Origin of the sequence: Demequina sp. (assembly GCF_024642165.1) — a bacterium.
Taxonomy (GTDB): Bacteria; Actinomycetota; Actinomycetes; order Actinomycetales; family Demequinaceae; genus Demequina.
Genome location: NZ_JAHEBP010000042.1, coordinates 1 through 17,918, shown reverse-complemented (window position 1 = coordinate 17,918; position 17,918 = coordinate 1). Strand labels below are relative to the sequence as shown.

16 protein-coding genes are annotated in these 17,918 nt (G+C 70.2%); 9 read left to right on the top strand and 7 right to left on the bottom strand.

The genetic code is table 11. From position 1 onward, the window contains the following. Nucleotides 1-77 precede the first annotated feature (77 nt). Nucleotides 78-1,250, top strand: coding sequence for a 4-hydroxybenzoate 3-monooxygenase (locus tag Q0L54_RS05685; RefSeq protein WP_296666138.1), 1,173 nt, complete (start codon nucleotides 78-80; stop codon nucleotides 1,248-1,250). 88 nt (nucleotides 1,251-1,338) lie between these two features. On the opposite strand, the gene Q0L54_RS05680 is transcribed toward Q0L54_RS05685, so the two are convergent. The 3 genes from Q0L54_RS05680 to Q0L54_RS05670 form a co-directional block, all read right to left on the bottom strand. After that, nucleotides 1,339-2,193, bottom strand: a complete 855-nt coding sequence (locus tag Q0L54_RS05680) for a formate/nitrite transporter family protein (RefSeq protein WP_296666136.1) — start codon at nucleotides 2,191-2,193, stop codon at nucleotides 1,339-1,341. Between the two features lie 88 nt (nucleotides 2,194-2,281). Then, on the bottom strand, nucleotides 2,282-3,250 hold the full coding sequence (locus Q0L54_RS05675; protein WP_296666135.1) for an aldo/keto reductase: 969 nt from the start codon (nucleotides 3,248-3,250) through the stop codon (nucleotides 2,282-2,284). A gap of 67 nt (nucleotides 3,251-3,317) precedes the next feature. Further along, entirely contained in the window at nucleotides 3,318-4,163 is an 846-nt protein-coding gene (locus tag Q0L54_RS05670) for an aldo/keto reductase (RefSeq protein WP_296666134.1), read from the bottom strand. Between the two features lie 129 nt (nucleotides 4,164-4,292). Here Q0L54_RS05670 and Q0L54_RS05665 point away from each other — a divergent pair, with 129 nt between their 5' ends. Further along, nucleotides 4,293-5,192 (top strand): helix-turn-helix transcriptional regulator, encoded by a 900-nt coding sequence (locus tag Q0L54_RS05665; protein ID WP_296666132.1) that lies wholly within the window; start codon nucleotides 4,293-4,295, stop codon nucleotides 5,190-5,192. 22 nt (nucleotides 5,193-5,214) lie between these two features. Beyond that, the gene (locus Q0L54_RS05660; protein WP_296666131.1) at nucleotides 5,215-6,183 is read left to right on the top strand and encodes an aldo/keto reductase; all 969 of its coding nucleotides are present in this window, start codon (nucleotides 5,215-5,217) and stop codon (nucleotides 6,181-6,183) included. 10 nt (nucleotides 6,184-6,193) lie between these two features. Here Q0L54_RS05660 and Q0L54_RS05655 read toward each other — a convergent pair whose 3' ends face one another. Next, nucleotides 6,194-6,793, bottom strand: a complete 600-nt coding sequence (locus Q0L54_RS05655; RefSeq protein WP_296666129.1) for a TetR/AcrR family transcriptional regulator — start codon at nucleotides 6,791-6,793, stop codon at nucleotides 6,194-6,196. A 103-nt stretch (nucleotides 6,794-6,896) separates the two neighbouring features. On the opposite strand from Q0L54_RS05655, the gene Q0L54_RS05650 reads away from it, so the two are divergent. Continuing rightward, nucleotides 6,897-7,892 carry an ABC transporter permease gene (locus Q0L54_RS05650; protein WP_296666127.1) on the top strand — a complete coding sequence of 332 codons (996 nt, stop codon included), beginning with the start codon at nucleotides 6,897-6,899 and terminating at the stop codon, nucleotides 7,890-7,892. On the opposite strand, the gene Q0L54_RS05645 is transcribed toward Q0L54_RS05650, so the two are convergent. Continuing rightward, nucleotides 7,889-8,575: a GTP pyrophosphokinase family protein gene (locus Q0L54_RS05645; protein WP_296666126.1), complete on the bottom strand. Its 687-nt coding sequence runs from the start codon at nucleotides 8,573-8,575 to the stop codon at nucleotides 7,889-7,891. The genes Q0L54_RS05650 and Q0L54_RS05645 overlap by 4 nt on opposite strands. Nucleotides 8,576-8,719: 144 nt before the next feature. On the opposite strand from Q0L54_RS05645, the gene Q0L54_RS05640 reads away from it, so the two are divergent. Beyond that, the gene (locus Q0L54_RS05640; protein WP_296666124.1) at nucleotides 8,720-9,940 is read left to right on the top strand and encodes an LCP family protein; all 1,221 of its coding nucleotides are present in this window, start codon (nucleotides 8,720-8,722) and stop codon (nucleotides 9,938-9,940) included. 7 nt (nucleotides 9,941-9,947) lie between these two features. Here the strand turns inward: Q0L54_RS05640 and Q0L54_RS05635 are convergent, their stop codons facing one another. Next, complete coding sequence (locus Q0L54_RS05635) at nucleotides 9,948-10,817, bottom strand: oxygenase MpaB family protein (protein WP_296666123.1); 870 nt, start codon at nucleotides 10,815-10,817, stop codon at nucleotides 9,948-9,950. 203 nt (nucleotides 10,818-11,020) lie between these two features. Here Q0L54_RS05635 and Q0L54_RS05630 point away from each other — a divergent pair, with 203 nt between their 5' ends. Beyond that, the gene (locus Q0L54_RS05630; RefSeq protein WP_296666122.1) at nucleotides 11,021-12,415 is read left to right on the top strand and encodes an O-antigen ligase family protein; all 1,395 of its coding nucleotides are present in this window, start codon (nucleotides 11,021-11,023) and stop codon (nucleotides 12,413-12,415) included. 22 nt (nucleotides 12,416-12,437) lie between these two features. Here Q0L54_RS05630 and Q0L54_RS05625 read toward each other — a convergent pair whose 3' ends face one another. Next, nucleotides 12,438-13,934 (bottom strand): M17 family peptidase N-terminal domain-containing protein, encoded by a 1,497-nt coding sequence (locus Q0L54_RS05625; protein ID WP_296666121.1) that lies wholly within the window; start codon nucleotides 13,932-13,934, stop codon nucleotides 12,438-12,440. Between the two features lie 114 nt (nucleotides 13,935-14,048). Between Q0L54_RS05625 and Q0L54_RS05620 the strand changes: the two genes are divergently transcribed. From Q0L54_RS05620 to Q0L54_RS05610, 3 genes are all read left to right on the top strand, one after another. Then, nucleotides 14,049-15,620, top strand: a complete 1,572-nt coding sequence (locus tag Q0L54_RS05620; RefSeq protein WP_296666120.1) for an SLC13 family permease — start codon at nucleotides 14,049-14,051, stop codon at nucleotides 15,618-15,620. 71 nt (nucleotides 15,621-15,691) lie between these two features. Next, nucleotides 15,692-16,900, top strand: a complete 1,209-nt coding sequence (locus tag Q0L54_RS05615) for a hypothetical protein (protein ID WP_296666119.1) — start codon at nucleotides 15,692-15,694, stop codon at nucleotides 16,898-16,900. Between the two features lie 214 nt (nucleotides 16,901-17,114). After that, a complete protein-coding gene (locus Q0L54_RS05610; RefSeq protein ID WP_296666117.1) occupies nucleotides 17,115-17,747 on the top strand; it encodes a PadR family transcriptional regulator in 633 nt (210 codons plus the stop codon). The last annotated feature ends 171 nt before the right edge of the window (nucleotides 17,748-17,918 follow it).

The window sequence follows — 17,918 nt, the reverse complement described above, 5'->3', positions numbered from 1 at the left end:
TTCCCGTTGAATGGGATTGACGCACTCGCGGCGACAGGTGGAGGCGAAGATGAGGCCCAACCGTCAAAGGAGACGTCATGACCGCCACCGTCCGCACCCGGGTCGCCATCGTGGGTGCCGGCCCCGCCGGCCTGCTCCTGTCCCACCTGCTCGCCACGGCCGGCATCGAGTCCGTGGTGGTCGACAGCCGCACGCGTGAGCAGATCGAGACCACCATCCGGGCGGGCATCCTCGAGCAGGGCACCGTGGATCTGCTCGCGGCCATCGAGGGCTCGCGTGTCCACACCGTGGGCCACCGGCACGACGGCATCGTGCTCGGCTTCGAGGGCTCGGGCCACCGCATCGACTTCCCGAGCCTCACCGGCCGCAGTGTCTGGCTCTACCCGCAGCATGAGGTCCTCAAGGACCTGGTGGCGGCGCGTCTGGCGGGCGGCCAGGACCTCCGCTTCGGGGTGACGGTCGAGGCCGTCGAGGGTGCGGACACCACGTCGCCCGCGGTCGTCGCGACCGATGCTGAGGGCCGGACCCTGCGCATCGAGGCGGACGTGGTGGTGGGCGCGGACGGCTCCCGCAGCGTGGTCCGCCCCGCGGTGGTGGGCAGCCGCTCCGGTGGCCGGTTCCGCGAGTATCCGTTCGCGTGGTTCGGCATCCTGTGCGAGGCGCCGCCCAGTTCCGACGAGCTCATCTACTCACGATCCGACGCGGGCTTCGCACTCATCAGCCAGCGCAGCGAGACCGTCCAGCGGATGTACTTCCAGTGCGACCCGGAACTCGACCCCGCGTCGCTCAGCGAGGCGCAGATCTGGGACGCGCTGCAGCGTCGGGTGCCGGGCACCGTGCTCCGCGAGGGCCCGATCATCCAGCGGGACGTGCTGCGCTTCCGCAGCTTCGTGGCCAACGATCTGCGGCGCGGGCGCGTGGTCATCGTGGGCGACGCCGCGCACACGGTCCCGCCCACCGGCGCGAAGGGGATGAACCTCGCGGTGGCGGACGTGGTGCTGCTCGCCGAGGCGCTCGACGGTCTGCTGCTTCGCGGCGACGCGTCCCTTCTCGACACGTTCGCCGAGCGCGCGCTGCGGCGCATCTGGAAGGCGCAGCACTTCTCCTGGTGGATGACCACCATGCTCCACGTGGCTCCGGAGGATTCGGAGTTCGACCGTCTGCGAGAGGTGGGTGAGCTGCGCTCCGTGGTCGAGTCAGAGGCGGGGCAGACGTACCTCGCGGAGGGCTACACCGGCTGGCCGCTCTAGGTACCTAGACGCGCTGGCGGGACATGGCGGCAGGACTCGTGCGATATCCCGCGCTCATGTCCCGCTGGGGCGCAGGGTGCTCCGGCGGCTACTGGGCCGGCGTGGCCCCGCGCCTGCGCATGAACTTCCGGTCGTCGTTCGCGTAGGCGTAGTACCAGCCGATGAGCAGCCCGCCGCCCACGAAGTTGCCCACCAGCACGATGCCGATGTTGCCGAGCGCCAGGCCGACGTCGATGCCCTCGTGCAGGCCCACGATGGTGAACAGGACCGTGTTCGCCACGGAGTGCTCGAAACCCACGAACGCGAAGATGAAGACGCTCATGATCATCACGAGCGACTTGGTGAAGTCGCCCGTGATGAGGCCGTTGTAGACCAGCAGCATCGCCAGGTTGATCATGAAGTTGCACAGCACGGCGCGGATGAAGAGATCGGTCCAGCCGGCCAGCCCACCGGACACGAACGCGAGCTTGTGCTCGACGGATTCGCTCATCTGCTCGCCGACGGCGCCGTCGCCCAGGGTCGACCCGAACACCAGCAGCGCGATCGCGAGGCCGCCCACGAAGTTGCCTCCGTAGCAGAGCAGCAGGATGCGCAGCGCCTTGAGCGGAGTGGTCCGGCGGTAGTACGCGCCGATCGAGACGATCATCATGTTCGACGTGAGCAGCTCGGACTTGCTGTAGTAGATGAACACCAGCGCGAAGCCGAACACCAGGGCTCCCACGATGCGGCCGATGGCGACCAGGTCGCCGTCGCCGATGCTCGCGAACGTGGCGATCACGGTGTAGTACGTGACGTACATCAGGCCGATGAGCGCACCGGCCATCGCCGCTCGCATCAGGTACACGCGTGCGAGACCGCCGCTCATCGCGGTCTTGGTTTCCAACGCGTCGAGCACCGTCGAGATGAACTTCTTGCCAGGGAACAACTGGCTCTGATCGGTCATGGTCCCAACGTACTCATAGAGACGCGCCGGGGCCCGGTCCGGCGGCCCGCGCCGGCTCCGTCTGCCCCGAGCGTCCCGAGCGTCCCGCCTAGAAGCCCTTGGGTGCGCGCGGCGCGTAGTGCTCCTCGAGCGCGGCGACCTCGTCCTCGGTGAGATCGATGTCCAGGGCGGCCACCGCATCGTCCAGGTGGTGCGGCTTGGTGGCGCCCACGATCGGCGCGCTCACCACCGGGTTGCGGAGCACCCACGCAAGCGCGACCTGCGCCATCGGCACGCCGCGGGCCTCGGCGACACGCTCGACCGCATCGACGATCTCCTTGTCCTCGTCCACGAACGTGGCGGCCTGGACGGGATCGCTCGCGTTGCGGTGGGTGACAGTGCCCCACGGGTGCGTGACGCGGCCCTTGGCGAGCGGCGAGTACGGGATCGACCCGACGCCCTGATGGGCGAGCAGCCCGAGCATCTCGCGCTCCTCCTCGCGATACAGCAGCGAGTACTGGTCCTGCATGGAGACGAACCGCGTCCAGCCGTTCAGGTCCGCCGCATGCTGCATCGACGCGAACTGCCAGGCCCACATGGCCGAGGCGCCGATGTACCGCGCCTTGCCGGACTTCACCACGTCGTGGAGCGCCTCCATGGTCTCCTCGATGGGCGTCTCCGGGTCGAAGCGATGAATCTGATAGAGGTCCACGTAGTCGGTGCCCAGGCGCGTGAGGGAAGCGTCGATCTGCTCCATGACCGCCTTGCGCGACAGCCCCGAGCCGCCCGGGCCGTCGTGCATGCGGAAGTGGAGCTTGGTCGCCAGCACGATGTCCTCGCGGCGGCTGAACTCGCGGATCGCGCGCCCCACGATCTCCTCGGACGATCCCGCGGAGTACACGTTCGCGGTGTCCCAGAAGGTGATGCCCAGCTCGACGGCCTGCCGGAAGAACGGCTGCGCCGCCTCCTCATCCATCGCCCAGGCGGGGAAGGCCCTGTCGGGGTCGCCGTAGGTCATGGTGCCCAGGGCAAGGCGGGAGATCCTCAGGCCTGAGGATCCGAGTCGGGTGTACTCCATGGTGGTCTCCTTCGACGGACGATGCGGGTGGACGGACGATGCTTGCGGAGGGACGATGCGGCTGAGTTCAGCGGCGGTGGCGGCCGGCGAGGTACATCGCAGCCTCGGCGGTCCGGTGGTCGAAGAAGAGGCTCTCGCCCGTATCCATCGCCGCGATGGTCGCCATCTCCTGGTCGGACAGGGAGAAGTCGAACACGTCGAGGTTCTCGGCCATGCGGTCAGGCCGGACGGACTTGGGGATGGCCACCACGCCGCGCTGGATCAGCCAGCGCAGCACCACCTGGGCGACGGACTTGCCGTGAGCGGCGCCGATCTTGAGCAGCTCCGGATCCGTGAACAGCCCGTTGCGACCCTCGGCGAAGGGACCCCAGGACTCGATCTGGACGCCGTGCTCGCGCATGACCGCCTGGTCGGCGGCGCGCTGGAAGAAGGGGTGGGTCTCGACCTGGTTGACGTGGGGCGCGATGTCGGAGTGGAGGATCAGGTCCACCAGGCGGTCGGGGTAGAAGTTGGAGACGCCGATCGCCCGCGTGAGGCGCTCGCCGAGCAGCGCCTGCATCGCTCGCCAGGAGCCGTAGTAGTCGCCGAACGGCTGGTGGATCAGGTACAGGTCGAGGTGGTCGAGCGCGAGCGTATCGAGCGAGTGCTGGAAGGCTTCCCGTGCCGCGGCCTCACCCTGGCCGGAGATCCACAGCTTGGTGGTGATGAACAGCTCGTCGCGTGCGATGCCGGAGGCGGCGATCGCGCGGCCCACCGCGGCCTCGTTCTGATAGGCGGCGGCGGTGTCGAGGCCCCGGTAGCCGGCCTCGAGGGCTGCCTCCACCGCCGCCTGGGTGTCCGCCTCGGGGATCTGGAAGACGCCGAATCCGAGGATCGGCATCTCGACGCCGTTGCTGAGGGTGACGTGCTGCATGGGAAGGTCCTTACGTCGGTGGCTTGATGCGTCGATTCCATCACCGATCCGTGCGCGCGTGGGAGTGACGGCCGTGACCGGTACTGGCAGTCCCTCCCTTGGGCCCACCGCGCGCCGTACGGTGGACGCATGACCGACCGCCCCGCCATCACCGAGTTCCTGCGCACCCGCCGTGCGCGGATCACGCCGCAGCAGGCCGGGCTGCCCGCCTACGGCGGCAACCGCCGCGTCCCTGGCCTGCGCCGCGAGGAGGTGGCGATGCTCGCGGGCGTGTCGGTCGACTATTACGTCCGGCTCGAGCGCGGCAACCTCGCCGGCGCCTCGGACTCGGTGCTGGACGCGCTCGCGGACGCACTCCAGCTGGACGATGCCGAGCGCTCCCACCTGTACGACCTCGCGCGGGCTGCGGGCCCCGCATCGTCGCGTACCGCGTCCCGTGCGGCCGGGCGCCGCGCGCCGGCGTCGGTCCCGCCCACCGTGCAGCGCATCCTCGACTCCATCACCGCGCCCGCCTGGGTCCGCAATGGCCGTCTCGACCACCTGGCGCACAACCGCGCGTCGCGTGCGCTGTACGCGCCCCTGCTCGCGAGCGGCGAGCGCCCCGTCAACACCGCGCGCTACGTCTTCCTCGACCCCGGGTCGCGCGCGTTCTTCGACGACTGGAGGCAGGCCGCCAGCGACGTCACGGCGCTGCTGCGCATGGAGGCCGGGAAGCGCCCGCACGATCCCGCGCTGACCCAACTGATCGGCGAGCTGTCGACGCGCTCCGAGGAGTTCCGCACGTTGTGGGCGCGGCACGATGTCAAGTTTCATCGGTCCGGCGCGAAGCGGCTGAACCACCCCGCGGTGGGAGCGATCGACCTCGAGTTCGAGGGCATGTCGCTGCCGTCCGATCCCGACCTGACCCTGGTGGTCTACGCGGTGGCGCCGGGCTCGGCCACCGCGGACGCCCTCCAACTTCTCGAGCACTGGGCCGACGATCAGGAGGCGGCGGGGCTGCTCGCCGACGTCGACGGCGGCGCTCGCTGAACCCGATTTCGAAAGGGAGACCATGAACAACACGAGGCTTGGATCCTCCGGACTGCGCGTCCCGCGCCTGGCGCTCGGCTGCATGAGCTACGGCCGGCCGGGCGCAGGGCTGCACTCGTGGACGCTCGACGAGGACGATGCGGCGCCGTTCTTCCGACAGGCCGTCGAGTTGGGGATCACGTTCTGGGACACGGCGAACGGGTACCAGAGCGGGACGTCCGAGGAGTTCGTGGGGCGCGCGATGCGCCGCTTCTCCTCCCGCGAGGAGATCGTGCTCGCCACCAAGGTGTTCGGGCGCATGCACGACGGCCCCGGCGGGTCCGGGCTGTCCCGCAAGGCGATCCTTGAGCAGGTCGACGCCTCGCTCGAGCGACTCGGCACGGACCGCATCGACGTGCTTTACATCCATCGGTTCGACCCCGACGTGCCGGTCGAGGAGACCATGGAGGCGCTCCATGACGTGGTCAAGGCAGGCAAGGCCCTGTACCTGGGAGCGTCCTCGATGTGGGCGTGGCAGTTCGCGAAGCTGCAGCACGCGGCCGAGCTCCACGGCTGGACGCGGTTCGTCGCCATGCAGGATCAGTACAACCTGATCAAGCGCGAGGAGGAGCGCGAGATGCTGCCCATGTGCGCGGACATGGGTGTCTCGGCGGTGCCGTACTCGCCGCAGGGCAAGGGGCGGCTCACCCGTCCGCGTGGCGAGCAGACCGCACGCTCGGAGACCGATGCGGTGGCCAAGGCCTTCGATCGCGACGTCGACGGTCCCGTCATCGACGCCGTCGAGCGGGTGGCGGCGGAGCGGGGCGTGCCGATGGCGCACGTCGCGTTGGCGTGGGTGCTGTCCAAGCCGGTGGTCGCCTCCGCCGTGGTGGGCGCCACCAAGCCCCATCACCTCGCCGATGCCGCGGCCGCCCTGGATCTCGAGCTCACCGCCGACGAGGTGGCCGCGCTCGAGGCTCCCTACGAGACGCAAGATCCGTTCTGGTATTGAGCCGCTCGGCTCACGAGGGCTGGTCCGCGCGAGTCGACACCTCGAGCAGCGGCACGATGACCTCATCGACCAGGCTCGACAGGTCCTGCTCGGTGGGCAGCCCGGCGCCGAAGATGACCTCGTGCCGCGCGAGCGCGACGATGGCTGCGTGAACCCGCAGCGGGACGGGGGAGGGGCCCAACTCGCCGCGCTCGCGGGCCGCGGCGAAGATCGGTTCCAGCCATGCCTCGAACGATCTCACGATGAGGTCCTTGACGCGATCGACGGTCGCGTTGTCCACCTCTGCGATCACGCCGCGGAAGGTCTGGGAGCCGTCGGGCCCGATGCGGGTGATGACCTCGCCGAGCAGCGCCACCAGGTCCGCTTGCAGAGGTCCGGTCAGGGGCGGCGGCGGCAGGGAGATGCCTCGTGTGACCACGGCGTCGATCACCATCGCGGCGCGGTTGGGGAACCGGCGGTAGAGGACGGGCTTCGACGTGCCGGCGCGTCGTGCGACGCCCTCGAAGGTCACTCCGGAATATCCCTTGTCGTTCAGCTCGTCGCGGGTGGCCTCCCGGATGGCGTCCAACACCGCCTCCGCATTGCGGCGCGTGGCCGTGGCGTGGTTCATCGGGTTGGCCTCCCTGCGGTGCCCGGCTCGGCTTGACAGATGAGCCGTTCTGTAAGATACGGTACGTATCGTATCTTATTGATCCGCGAAGGGATCGTCCACCATGTCCTCCACCACTCCGATGTCCGCGCCGGCCTCGACCGAACGGCGCCGGGCGATCGCGGCCGCGCTCGGCATCGCCACGTTCCTCACCGTGATGCTGGTGGCGTTCGCGCTGCCGGCCCTGAAGAGCGCCCCGCGGGACGTGCCGCTCGCGATCGTGGCCCCCGACGGCGTGGCCCAGCAGCTCGAGGCGGGCCTCGACCAGGCGCAGCCGGGTGCGTTCGACGTCACCATCGCGACCGATCCCGACGCGGCGCGGGCCCTCATCGAGAACCGTGACGTGTACGGCGCCCTGGTGGTGGGGCAGGACGCGCTGACCGTCGAGATCGCGTCCGCGGCGAGCCCCGCCGTGGCCCAGATCATCACCGGGGTGGGGCAGGCGCTCGCCGCCCAGACCGGCGTCGAGGCGACCGTCGAGGACGTGGTGCCCACCTCGGCCGACGATCCCCGCGCCATCGGCCTGTCCGCGGGCGCGTTGCCCATCGCGCTCGGCGGGCTCGCCGCCGGTGTGGCGCTCACCCAGCTCGCGAAGCGACCGAGCAACCGCCTCATCGGGCTCGCGACGTTCGCCGTGGCCGCGGGCTTCGCCATGACCGCGGTGCTCGAGTTCTGGTTCGGCACGTTCACCGGCGACTACTGGGTGACGTCCCTGGTCGCCATCTTGGGCATCCTCGCCACAGGCATGACGGTGCTCGGGCTTGAGCGGCTCCTGGGCCGGGCCGGAATCGGGCTCAGCGCGTTGCTGATCGTGCTCATCGGCAACCCGTTGTCCGGGCTGATGAGCGCCCCGGAGATGCTTCCGCAGCCGTGGGGCGCGATCGGTCAGCTGCTTCCGCCGGGCGCCACGGGCACCATGCTGCGCAACGTGGCGTTCTTCGACGGCGCTGCTATCGCCATGCCGCTGACCGTGCTGCTCGTGTGGCTCGCGATCGGCCTGGGCGCCTTCGCCCTCGCCGGCGTGCTGCACCGCCGCCGCGGCGCCGCCCCTCAGGCCTAGGCGCGGCCGCCGTGCAACTCGCGGTGCAGCCGTTCCATGCGCGCATCGAGTTCTGCCGCGGTGGTCGCCGCCTCCCGTAGCTCGTCGGTGAGGCGGCGCGGCACCTCCGCGGAGTACTTGTAGTAGATCTTGTGTTCGAGGCTGGCCCAGAAGTCCATGGCGATGGTGCGGAATTGCACCTCGACAGGCACCGCGACCGTCTCCGAGGACAGGAAGACCGGGACCTCGATCACTGCGTGGAGGCTCTGGTAGCCGTTGGCCTTGGGCACCGCGATGTAGTCCTTGACCACGCGGACGGTGACGTCGTCCTGGTGCGTGAGCAGGTCGAACAGGCGGTAGACATCGGTGACGAAGCTGCATGTCACCCGCACCCCGGCGATGTCCGTGATGTGCTCGCGGACCGCGCTCAGGTCGCGCGGCAACTGCTTGCGCGTGAGCTTCTCGAGCAGGCTCTCCGGTGACTTCACGCGGGCGGAGACGTGCTCGATGGGGTTGTAATCGTGCAGCGCGACGAACTCGTCGCTGAGAATCGACAGCTTGGTCTCGATCTCCCGGAGCCCGAACTCGTACTGCAGCAGGAACCGCTGGATCTCCTGGCGGACCTCGCGCATCTGCTTGGGGTTCACCGAGGGCGTGCCGCCCGCGAGCACGGCAAGGGCCCTCGCGCTTTCGTGGTCGGGCATGCGGTCCTCTCCGTCGCGGCGCGGGCTTCCGATGCCCCCTCCACTGTTTCGACGCGCGAGCGAGCCCCTCGGTTCCACGCCGACGCGACATCGTTCGCCGGACGGGTCTTCGTGCCGGACCCGTGAACGGGTTACCCTCGCCGGGTGACATCGAACGAAGGCGACCCGCGCCGCGACGACCCACCCGCCAGGCCTGCGGTGCGGCGCCCGATGCCGCCCTCGATCCAGCCGCGCAACGGCGCGACGAGGCCCCAGCAGCCGCCCGCCCGTCCCTCGACCCGGCCCGAGCCCGTCGATCGCACCAGCGTGATGCCCCCGGTGCCTCCCACGGCGACGCCCCCGCGCGCACCGTCTCGCCAGGCGCCGCCGCGTCAGGCGCCGCCCACGAATCAGCCGCCGCGCACCGCCGCGACGCCGCCGGCGGGTCCCGGGCGCAAGCGCCACCGCGTGCGCACGTTCTTCATCGTTCTCGCGGTGGTGCTGATCGGCGCCGTCCTGTGGTTCTGGTTCTGGGTGCAGTCGAACCTCAACACCGTGGACGCGCTCAGCGGTGCGGCCGGCACTCCCGGGCAGACCTACCTGATCGTCGGATCGGACTCCCGCGACGGCTGGGGCGAGGACGGCACCGAGGGCGCGCGCACCGACACGATCATGGTGCTCCACAAGCCGGACTCCGGACCCACGGCGCTCATCAGCATCCCGCGGGACTCCTACGTCGAGATCCCCGGCCACGACGCGAACAAGATCAACGCGGCGTTCGCCTTCGGCGGCCCGCAGCTGCTGGTCGAGACGGTCGAGAACCTCACGGGGCTCACCGTGGACCACTATCTCGAGATCGGCTTCACCGGGGTCTCGGAGATCGTCGACGCGCTGGGCGGAGTGGAGCTCTGCTACGACTCCGACGTGAGCGACCAGAAGAGCCGCCTCGAGTGGGAGGCGGGCTGCCATGTGGCTGACGGCGACACCGCGCTCGCCTTCTCCCGCATGCGGTACAGCGACCCGCTGGGGGACATCGGCCGCACGCAGCGACAGCGACAGCTCGTGGGTGCCGTCGCCAAGGAGGCGCTCAGCCCCGCGACGGTGCTCAACCCGTTCGCCCTGGTTCCCATGGTGGGCGCCGGGCTGGACGCCTTCCGGGTGAGCGAGGGGACCGGACCCTTCGACTTGGCGCGCTTCGCGCTGACCTTCCGATCCGGCCTCGCGGACGACGCGGTGACCGGCACCCCGCCCATCAAGGACATGGGCTATCGAGTCGACGGCGTGGGCTCGACGGTTCTGCTGGACCCGGAGTGGGTGGACAAGTTCTGGACGAAGATCGCGAACGGCGAGTACGAGCCCGGGTCCGAGGTGGGCGGGGTCGGGTAGCCAGTCGCTACACGCCCTTGGGCCGCAGGCCTCGCATGCCCCAGCGGATGGCGCGCGTCGCGACCGCGCCGCCCAGCGGGCCGAAGGTTCGTGTCGACCACCTGTCGAGACCCAGATCCGCGCGCGCCCAGTCCGGCAGCAGCGCCACCGCCGCCCAGGCGAGCGGCGCGTACCCGAGCCGCGCTCCGCGGGACAGCGGGGGCTCCCGCAGCAGGAACTGTGCGGCATCGAGGGCCTCGGGGCTCGCCTCCAGCTCCGGCCGGTAGCGCGCGATCGCGGCGTCGAGCTCGGCAACGGTCTCCGGCACGCGCTCGGCGCCGAGCGCGCGTGCGACGCGGGCCGTCTGCGCCACGTACTCGTCCGCCTCCGCGTCCGTGAGCCGGGGAGCGCCGTAGCGCCGGTGCGCGGCGAGGAACGAGTCCGCCTCGGCGATGTGGACCCACGTCAGCAGGTGCGGGTCGCTGGCGCGGTAGGGGCGCCCATCGGCCGCCTTCCCACGCACCCTTTCGTGAATGGCGCGGATCCGGTCGACGGTGGCCTGCGCATCGTCCTCCATCCCGAAGGTCGTGTAGGCCAGGAAGGTCGCCGTACGGTTGAGGCGGCCCCACGGGTCGCCCCGGTAACCCGAGTGGCCCGCCACGCCCGCCATCGCCAAGGGGTGCAGCGACTGCAGCAGCAGCGCGCGGATGCCCCCCACGTACATGGACGAGTCACCATGGACCCGCCGGATCGGGCTCAGCGGCTCGAACCAGCGCGGCCCGGGCGTGTGGTGGACCCGTTCGTGGGTCTCATATCCGTTCGGCCCCGCCACCTTGAGGAAGATCACGTCGCCCGCCCGCTTGCGCAGGCGGCTGACGCGTCGCTCGGTGGTGGCCATGACGCCAGTATCGCCCGGTGCGACGGGACGATGCGACGGTCACGATTGCGTACCGGTCGCCAGCCGCCGCAGTTCCGGTCCTGCACGGCCGTCTACCATGAAGCGCCGGTCCACTCCGCTGTGGTTGCAGCGGGCGCGCGACCGCATCCCCGCCGCACCGGCCGCACCCGAGTAGCGTCCCTGATGTGGAGGAGGATCGACGGATGACGGCAAGCGACGTCGCCACGCTGTACTCACGGACCGCGTCTCAGCGCGCGCGGGCGTGGGTCACCGTCTGGGCCATCGTGTTGCTGGTCTCCGGCCAGGGCTTCCGGTACCTGCTGGGCATCCCGGCCTACACGGTGGTGACCGTGATGACCATCGCGGCCGTCGCCGTGGTGTTCCGCAGGTTCCTCCGGCCCTTCCGCGTGCCGCTGGTGCTCAGCATGTTCGTGGGCCTCGCCGCGCTCAGCGTGCTGTGGTCCGCCACGCGCGCGGTCTCCGTGCTCGCGGTGGTGGTGCTGGCCGCGACCACGTTCCTGGGTGTGGCGATAGCGCGCGGCACCAGTCGCGGCCAGTTCATGGCGTTCCTGTATCGCGGCCTGCAAGTGAGCCTGTTCGGCGGCATCCTCTTCGAGCTGTTCGTCGCGGTGGTGGTGCGGGCGGACCTGCCGCCCTTCGCGAACGACCTGGGTGAACGCGCGGGCGTCGACCCCGCGGAGCTGCCGCTGTGGTCCCGCAACAACCTGTTCGCGGGCGGGCCGCTGCAGGGCTTCGTGGGCAACCGGAACCCGTTCGCCGCGATCGCTCTCTTCGCCGCGATCGTGGCCGTGGTGCTGATGCTCGAGAAGCGCATCAAGCGCGTCGACGGCCTGCTCACCCTTGCGGGCGCGGCGTTCGTCCACCTCTTCACGCTCTCCGCGACCATCACCATCGCGGCCCTCTATGTCTCCGTGCTGGCCGCGGCGGCGCTGCTGATCCGGCGTGCCCCCGAGCCGCGCAAGCGGGTGCTGTCCTTCACGGTGCTCGCCTGCAGCGCCATCGTGGCGGTGGTGACCATCAAGTTCCGCGCGGAGATCTTCGGCATCTTCGACCGCGACTCGGACGCCACCAACCGGATCCGCATCTGGGATCAGGTCGCCCACTACGCGATGCAGCGGCCGGAGGGGTGGGGCTACGTCGGGTACTGGCCCATCTGGGAGGACCCGTACAAGACCATCGTCGAGGACGCCGGCGTGGTCGCCTCGCACGCCCACAACGCCTTCCTCGACGCCTGGCTACAGCTGGGCCTCATCGGGCTGGTGCTGCTGCTGGTGATCGTGGTCCTGGTGTTCGGCAGCGCGTGGCGCCTGGTCGAGCGCGCGAGCGCGGGGGACACGTACATCCCGCTCGGGTGGGCGCTGCTCACTGCGGCGCTGGCGCTGCAGTCGCTGACCGAGTCGCGCATGCTCGTCGAGTGGGGATGGTTCCTGCTGGTGGTGCTCGCGTGCTCCGCTCCGCAGGTGTTCGCGCTCACCATCGTCGATCCCGCGCTGGTGCGTACGGGCAGCCCGCCGGACGACGAGGCCGAGGCGGAGGATCCCGTCTCGGTGCTGTCGCGAGAGCTGCGCAAGAGTTAGGTCCGGCGCGCTGCGTCGTCCCCTACGCCGAGAAGCCCTGCGCCACCCGGGCGAGAAGCCGCGCGCCGAATCCGGTCGCGCCGGTCGACCGCCACGAGTCGTCGGCCTCCGCCTGCATCGTCCCGGCGATGTCGACGTGCGCCCAGGGCGTCTCTCCCACGAACTCGGCGAGGAAGAGCGCGGCGGTGGTCGCCCCCGCGTGTGGGCCGCCCAGATTGGCGATATCGGCGATGTCGGAGTCGAGCTGCTTGCGGTACTTGCGCTCGAGCGGCAACCGCCACACTGGCTCGTCCACGTCGGCGGCCGCCGCTTCGACGCGCGCGGCCAGCGCATCGTCCGTCGCGAACAGTGCCGCGCGTGACTTTCCCAGCGCCATCATCGCCGCGCCCGTCAGGGTGGCGATGTCGACAAGTGCGTCGACGCCCTCCTCGACCGCAAGCGAGAGGCCGTCCATCATCACCAGACGCCCCTCGGCATCGGTGTTCTTCACCTCGACCGTGGTGCCGTTGCGCGCCACCAGCACATCGCCCAGCTTGGTGGCGCTACCGGACGGCATGTTGTCCGTGCACATCAGCCAGGCGGTGACCCGAGCGGTGGTGCCCAGCTCGCGTAGCGCCGTGAAGGCGCCCATCACCGCCGCAGCGCCGCCCATGTCGATCTTCATCAGCAGGTGCATCGGGTCGGAGGGCTTGAGGCTGATGCCGCCCGAGTCGTACATGATGCCCTTGCCCACGAGTCCCAGGTGCCCGGTGGGCGCGCCATCGGGGGTGTACCGCAGCACCACCATCCGCGGCTCCTCGGTGCTGCCGGCGTTCACGCCCAGCAGGCCGCCGCACCCCAGCGCCACCAGCTGCTCCCGGTCGAAGGACTCGGCCTCGAACCCGAAGCGCGCGCCCAGCTGGGCGGCGACGTCCGCCATGTCCGTCGCGGTCAAGAATCCGGCGGGGGAGTTGCCCAGGTCCCGGGCGACCACGGCGGCGCGCACGCCGACCAGCCCGGCGGCGATTCCACTCTCGACCTGTGCGGCGTCGGCGCCCGCCACCTCCACGCCCAGGCGGCTCAGAGGCTTGTCCTTGGGCTCGGCCTGCAGCGAGCGGTAGCGATACCGCGCCAGCAAGGCGCCCTCGGTGGCCGCCGCCACCGCCGCCTCCACGGCGAGTTCTGATGCCGGGAGGGTCAGCGTGAGCACGTCGGCGGTGGATGCCAGAGCCCGGGCGGCCGTGGCCGCGGCGTCACGCACCACGTCGACGGTGAGTTCGTCGAGGTCGCCCGCGCCGGACAGCACCTGCGGGCCCGCCGATGTCGGGATGACGATGCTGGTTCCGGCCTTGCCCTCGAAGCCGGCCTGGGCGAGGGCGGCGCGATCGATGCCGACCTCCTCAGGCAGGTCCCCTGCGGTGCCCACGATCCACCCGCGCGGGCCGTGCTCGACGGCTCCCGCCGTCACCTCGGCGAGGGCGTCCAGGGAGGCGATGGGCGAGAACCCGGCCGGGAGCACCCGGCGTGACTGCTGAGACATGGAGGCTCCGATTCAGGACCGTGGTGGTAGGTCCGACGATATCCCCGCCGCGACCTCGGCGCGAACCCTCGGTCGAGGTCGGAAACCACGTGTCTCACCAGGGACAACACGGCTATGGTGAGGCTCGTGGACCCGATCCTCGTCACCGGCCTGATCCTGCTGGCCGCGGTGATCGCCTTCGTCACCAATCGCTTGCCCGTCGGGGTGGTCGCGGTGGGCGTCGCGGTTGCGCTCTGGGCGACGGGGATCCTCCCGCTGAATGATGCCCTGGCGGGCTTCGGGGACCCCACCGTCGTGTTCATCGCCACCCTCTTCATCATCTCCGAGGCGCTCGACTCGACGGGTGTGACGGCCTGGGCCGGGCAACAGGTGATCACTCGCGGCGGGGCGGGCCGGAGGCCGCTGCTGGTCATGATCTGCCTGTTGGTGGCGCTGCTGACGGCGCTCATCAGCGTCAACGGCGCCGTCGCCGCGCTGATCCCCGTGGTGGTGGTGGTCGCCGTGCGCGTGGGGATGTCGCCGTCGCAGATGCTGATGCCGCTCGCCTTCTCCGCGCATGCGGGCTCGATGCTGGCGCTGACGGGAACACCCGTCAACATCATCGTCAGCGAGGGCGCCGCGGACGCGGGGGAGGGACCGTTCGGCTTCTTCGAGTTCTCGCTGGTAGGCGTGCCGCTGGTGGTGGGGACCATCGTGCTCATGTTGCTCCTCGGGCGTCGCCTGCTCCCGCACGTCGAGCCGGAGACGGTGCCAGCGGACGTGGCCGAGTACGCCCGGGCGCTGCGCTCCGACTACTCGATCCCCGACGGCATCGAGCTCATCGGCACCCGCGCCGGGGTGACGGAGGCGATGGTGTCGACGCGGTCGCCCCTGATCGGCACTCATCTGTTCGCCGGCCAGGCCACCCCCAGCGGAGACCTGGTGGTCCTGGGCCTGCGCCGCGGAGACAGCGAGATCGCCGGCGCGGACACCGTCCTGATGGCCGGGGACACGCTGCTCCTGCGAGGAACCTGGGAGCACCTCGAGCGCCACACCGCCGGGGACGAGGTGCTCGTGGTCGCGCGCCCCGAGGAGCTGCGCCGCGCCGTGCCGCTGGGACGCGGCGCCAAGCGCGCGATGGTGATCCTGCTCGCGATGGTGATCCTGCTCGCCACCGGCGCGGTGCCCCCGGCAGTCGCCGGCCTGCTGGCCGCGGGCGCGATGATCCTCACCGGCGTGCTCTCCGCTCCGCGCGCCTACCGGGCGATCTCGTGGACCACGGTGCTGATCGTCGCCGGGATGATCCCCTTGTCCACGGCGTTCGCCTCGACCGGAACGGCGGATCTGATCGCACAGACCCTGCTCGATGTCGTGGGCGACTCCTCTCCCCGGCTGGCGCTGTTCGCGATGTGCCTCATCACCCTGCTGCTGGGGCAGCTGATATCGAACACGGCGACGGTCCTCATCATGGTGCCGATCGCCACGGTGATCGCCGCGGACCTCGGGGTGTCGGTGCTCCCGTTCATGATGGCGCTCGCCGTCGTGGGGGCGGCCGCGTTCCTCACTCCCGTGGCGACGGCGGCCAACACCATGGTCATGGAGCCCGGAGGGTACAAGTTCGGCGACTACTGGAAGTTCGGGCTGCCGCTCGTCATCCTGTTCCTTTCGGTAGCGGTGCTGTGGGTGCCGGTGGTCTGGCACTTCTAGGTCGACCCTGCGGTCGCATGACCGCGGTGGATTCATGGGTTTTCAACACAAGTGAAGGTGGAGGGTCGGTCGTGAACGCCGTGCTCGCATTCGTGGTGGTCATGCTGGTGTGGACGGTGTCGGAATTCGTCGCCCGCAAGACCAAATCCTTGCTGTCCAGTCTGTTCGTGGCGTCGATCATCTTCTTGGTGGGCTTCCTCACCGGAATCTTCCCTGAGGACCTGCTGCAGGCATCGTCGCTGCTCGCGCTCGCCGGCGTCGTGGTCGGGTTCGTCATCGTGCACCTGGGCACCATGATCAGCCTGGACGACTTCAAGAAGCAGTGGCGCACCCTCATGGTGGGCATTGCGGCCGTGGTCGGCATGGGGGTGCTGCTGCTCGCGGCGGCGTACCTCGTTGGCGGCGACGTGACCGACTCCGAGTACGACGGCCTGGTCGCCACCGCGCGGGACTTCGCCCTGGCGGGCACGGGCGCACTGTCCGGCGGCACCATCTCCGTGCTGATCATCCAGGAGGCCGCGCTCGGGGTGGGCCTGACGGCGGTCGCCGTGTTCCCCGTCCTCATCGCAGCGCTGCAGGGACTCATCGGCTTCCCGCTCACGTCGCTGATCCTGCGGCGCGAGGCCGCTCGGCTGAGCGGTGCCTATCGAGCCGGCGAGCTCGAGGACGTCGCGCCGCCCGAGGCGTCCCAGGTCCAGGAGGGCCGTCTGCCCGCGTTCCTCCGCAACACCCCCGGCACGCTCTTCATCGTCGGAGTGGTGGTGCTGCTCAGCATCGGCATCAACAACCTCACGGACGGAGTGCTGAACACCTTCGTCATGGCGCTGATCTTCGGCATCGTCCTGCGGTCGACCCGCGTCTTCAAGCCGTCGGTGCTGTCCGGAATCGACTCCTTCGGGCTGATGATGCTGGCCATCATGATCCTGGTGTTCGGTCCGCTCGCCACCGTCGAGCCCGCGGACGTGGCCGCGCTTGCCGGACCACTCGCCATCGCGTTCGTGGTGGGGCTCGCGGGCATGGCGCTGTTCGCGCTGATCGTGGGCCGGCTCGTCGGATACTCGACGTCCATGTCGCTCGCCATCGGGCTGACGTCGCTGTACGGCTTCCCCGGCACCATGATCCTGTCGCAGGAGGCCGCGCGCGGAGCGGGGGAGACGCCCGAGGAGACGGCCGCGATCGAGGGGCAGATCCTGCCCAAGATGATCGTCGCGGGCTTCTCGACGGTCACCATCACCTCGGTGGTGATCACCTCGATACTCGCGGGTGGCATCGGCGGCTGACCCGCCCTCACCGCTCCATCCCCACCTGACACTGCGCACGGAGTTCGCGGAGACGCGCCGTGTCCGAGCACGCCTGAGGGCCTTTCGAACCGCGTGTCGCGCCTGGATCCGTGCGCACTGTCAGGAGGTAGGGATGGGTCGCGCTTGACTCGCGATGCAGTAACGATATATCGTGACTGTGCAAGCAAGAACAGCACGAGAGAAGGAGCGAGCCATGAAGCACTCGCATCAGCACCCCGGGCCGCGCGGATTCCGCGGCGACAACGACGGCCGCGAGTGGGGCCACCACGACGACTTCGGTGGCCATGACGGCCCCGGCAGAAGCGGACGCGCGCGCCGCGGCGGCCCCGGTGGCCCCGGTGGCGGCCCCGGCCGTCACGGCGGCGGTCCGGGCCGGCGCGGTGGGCGACCCCGTGGCGACGTACGTGCCGCGATCCTCCTGCTACTCGCCGAGCAGCCCCGTCACGGCTACGACCTCATTCGCGAGATCGAGGATCGCAGCTCCGGCGCCTGGGTTCCGAGCCCGGGCTCCGTCTACCCGACCCTGCAGGCGCTCGAGGACGAGGGACTGGTGTCCATCGACCTGGTCGACGGCCGCAAGACCGCGTCCCTGACCGCTGCCGGCGTCGCCTGGGTCGAGGAGCACCCGCACGGACTCGACGCCATGTTCGAGACCGATGGCCGTCAGGAGTCCGCGATCGCCATCCGTCGCGAGATGGGCGAACTGCGCGAGGCGGCGATCCACGTCGCACGTCAGCAGGACCGCCCAGAGCTCGCGGCGAAGGTCGCGGAGATCCTGGCCACCGCCCGCCGTGACCTCTACCGGCTGCTGGCCGACGAGGCCTGACCCACACCGCGCTCGGCGAGAGCCGACCGATGGTCCCGACCGCCGCATCGTCCTCATGAGGGACGATGCGGCGGTCGCGTCATCCCTGGAGCGGCCCCGGGAGGTCACCGAGGCGCGAGCCGGGCGGCGAGCCTGCCGCGCGCCGCGGGCCATTCTCGGTCGAGGATCGAG

Coding starts and splice junctions, on each gene's coding strand:
- Q0L54_RS05685 (WP_296666138.1), top strand. CDS start 78: ATGACCGCCACCGTCCGCACCCGGGTCGCCATCGTGGGTGCCGGCCCC.
- Q0L54_RS05680 (WP_296666136.1), bottom strand. CDS start 2,193: ATGACCGATCAGAGCCAGTTGTTCCCTGGCAAGAAGTTCATCTCGACG.
- Q0L54_RS05675 (WP_296666135.1), bottom strand. CDS start 3,250: ATGGAGTACACCCGACTCGGATCCTCAGGCCTGAGGATCTCCCGCCTT.
- Q0L54_RS05670 (WP_296666134.1), bottom strand. CDS start 4,163: ATGCAGCACGTCACCCTCAGCAACGGCGTCGAGATGCCGATCCTCGGA.
- Q0L54_RS05665 (WP_296666132.1), top strand. CDS start 4,293: ATGACCGACCGCCCCGCCATCACCGAGTTCCTGCGCACCCGCCGTGCG.
- Q0L54_RS05660 (WP_296666131.1), top strand. CDS start 5,215: ATGAACAACACGAGGCTTGGATCCTCCGGACTGCGCGTCCCGCGCCTG.
- Q0L54_RS05655 (WP_296666129.1), bottom strand. CDS start 6,793: ATGAACCACGCCACGGCCACGCGCCGCAATGCGGAGGCGGTGTTGGAC.
- Q0L54_RS05650 (WP_296666127.1), top strand. CDS start 6,897: ATGTCCTCCACCACTCCGATGTCCGCGCCGGCCTCGACCGAACGGCGC.
- Q0L54_RS05645 (WP_296666126.1), bottom strand. CDS start 8,575: ATGCCCGACCACGAAAGCGCGAGGGCCCTTGCCGTGCTCGCGGGCGGC.
- Q0L54_RS05635 (WP_296666123.1), bottom strand. CDS start 10,817: ATGGCCACCACCGAGCGACGCGTCAGCCGCCTGCGCAAGCGGGCGGGC.
- Q0L54_RS05630 (WP_296666122.1), top strand. CDS start 11,021: ATGACGGCAAGCGACGTCGCCACGCTGTACTCACGGACCGCGTCTCAG.
- Q0L54_RS05625 (WP_296666121.1), bottom strand. CDS start 13,934: ATGTCTCAGCAGTCACGCCGGGTGCTCCCGGCCGGGTTCTCGCCCATC.
- Q0L54_RS05620 (WP_296666120.1), top strand. CDS start 14,049: ATGGTGAGGCTCGTGGACCCGATCCTCGTCACCGGCCTGATCCTGCTG.
- Q0L54_RS05610 (WP_296666117.1), top strand. CDS start 17,115: ATGAAGCACTCGCATCAGCACCCCGGGCCGCGCGGATTCCGCGGCGAC.